This is a genomic window from Enhygromyxa salina, from assembly GCF_000737335.2.
GTDB lineage: Bacteria > Myxococcota_A > Polyangia > Nannocystales > Nannocystaceae > Plesiocystis > Plesiocystis salina_C.
On the sequence record NZ_JMCC02000252.1, the window covers coordinates 1 to 1,905 of the forward strand.

1 protein-coding gene is annotated in these 1,905 nt (G+C 70.3%); it reads left to right on the top strand.

Annotated features, from left to right (window positions below):
- A partial coding sequence (locus DB30_RS40680; protein ID WP_205633209.1) for a transposase occupies window positions 1-872 on the top strand: 872 nt, incomplete at its 5' end.
- Window positions 873-1,905: the final 1,033 nt, after the last annotated feature.

A 1,905-nucleotide genomic window follows, 5' to 3' on the forward strand; every position in this document is an offset into this window, starting at 1 on the left:
AAGTCGCCGACGTCGCCCGCTGGACATACGAGGGACTCGCCCGCATGTGCAAGCGTCATGGTCGCTCGCTCGACGAGCTCGACGATGCCGACACCAATGAGCTCGCCCACGACCAGCCGGCACTCGCCGCGTGCTACGGCGCGTCCGTCAGTGACCGCCAGCTACTCGGCGACGCGCCCGGGCAGCGCACGCGCAAGCTCGTGCATCCGGTCTGCGAGGTCCCTGCACCCGGCGAGTCGCTCGCCGAAGTCGGTGGCGTCAATGTACACGCCGGGCCGGCGATCGACGGTCGAGATCGACGACGACTCGAGCGACTATGCCGGTACGTCGCGCGACCGCCAGTCGCTCAGGAGCGGCTCGAGCTCACTCCCGAGCGCCAGCGTCTGGTGTATCGGTTCAAACACGCCTGGCGCGATGGCACGCACGCGGTGGTGCTGGACCCTCATGATCTCATCGCGCGGCTCGTCGCACTGATCCCGCCGCCGCGATTTCACATGTTGCGCTACCACGGCGTGCTCGCTGCCCATGCCAACGCGCGCAGCGAAGTTGTGCCTGCCCGCGTGCCCGCGCCTGCCGAGCCGACGCAGATGGGGTTGTTCGTCGGCGAGGCGACCGAGCTCGAGCCCGGCTGTGCTCCGCCCCGCAGCACGAAGCCCTCGAACCGGCACCCGTGGGCATGGCTGCTCCAGCGAGTGTTTGCGGTCGACGTGATGACCTGCCCGCGCTGCCGAGGTGCGATGAAGCTCGTCGAGATCGCCAACGAGCGCGAGGCGATCGCTCGAGTGCTGGCCAACGCCGGGCTCGGGCCGAGGCCAACGCCACGCCCGAGGCCGCCCTTGCCTGGCCAACTCGAGCTGAAGTTCGCTGCTTGAACTCCTGAACGTCGCGTCCGAGAGAGACGGCGATGGGCGTCGCCATGCCTCGAGCCCGCCGATCCGAGCGAAGTCGCACCTCGCCGGTAGCGAGCGAGCACGTGACGTGCCGTCCTCCGCCCTCGCTCGACCTCTCCCTCAGCTCTCGACGGACCCTCGCCACCGAAGACCTGCATGGCACGCCTGAATCCCGCGCATCACGCATCCTGGAACCCCATTCGGAAGTCCTCTCCGCGCGGCTCCGAGCTTGCCCGGGGATAGCGTGGGACTCAAACAGGGGGCTCGGACTCGGCCCGATCGCTGCGCGCCATGCCCGAGCTCGACCTCGGCTGCCCGTCGCGGATAGCGTGGGGTGCCCGCGGGCGACTCGGGAGCTGTGTGAACGCTGCCGCGGATGCTCGCGCCACGCCGCGGAGCTCGTCGCGAGGGGTGTAATTGATCGCGCGAGGAGAGTCGGGTCGCCGCGCGCGATAGCAGCGAGCTCTCGCGCCGAGCTCCGAGCGGTTTCGATCGCTGCGTCGCTATCCCGGACGGCGCCCGGACATGGGATCGGCCGCAGCGCCACTATCGTGGGGCCCGGCCGGGGTCGGTCGGGAGATAGCGCGGGACCCCAGCGTGGCGCTCGAGACTCGATCCGAACGCAGCGACGCGGACCCGGGCCCGAGCTCGGGTCGCCCTCGCGGATAGCGTCGGACGGCGAGCGGCGGGTCGGGGGGCCCGCCAGCGATGGAACGCCGGCACGCTCACGCGGGGGAACGCCCACGCGCTCGAGCAGCTGCGGAGCTGGGCGCCGCCGAGCGGTGGTCGGTGATCGGTTCGCCCGCTCGTGGCACACACTTGGTAATGCGACGCAGTACCCCTTACCTGGCCCTCGGCTTGACCATGTCCCTCGCCGCGGGTTGCCAGGACGATGCAGCGGCTCCGGGTTCGGATGAGAGCACCGAGACCGGCGACGGCGATGGCGATGGCGATGGCGATGGCGATGGCGATGGCGATGGCGATGGCGATGGCGATGGCGATGGCGATGGCGATG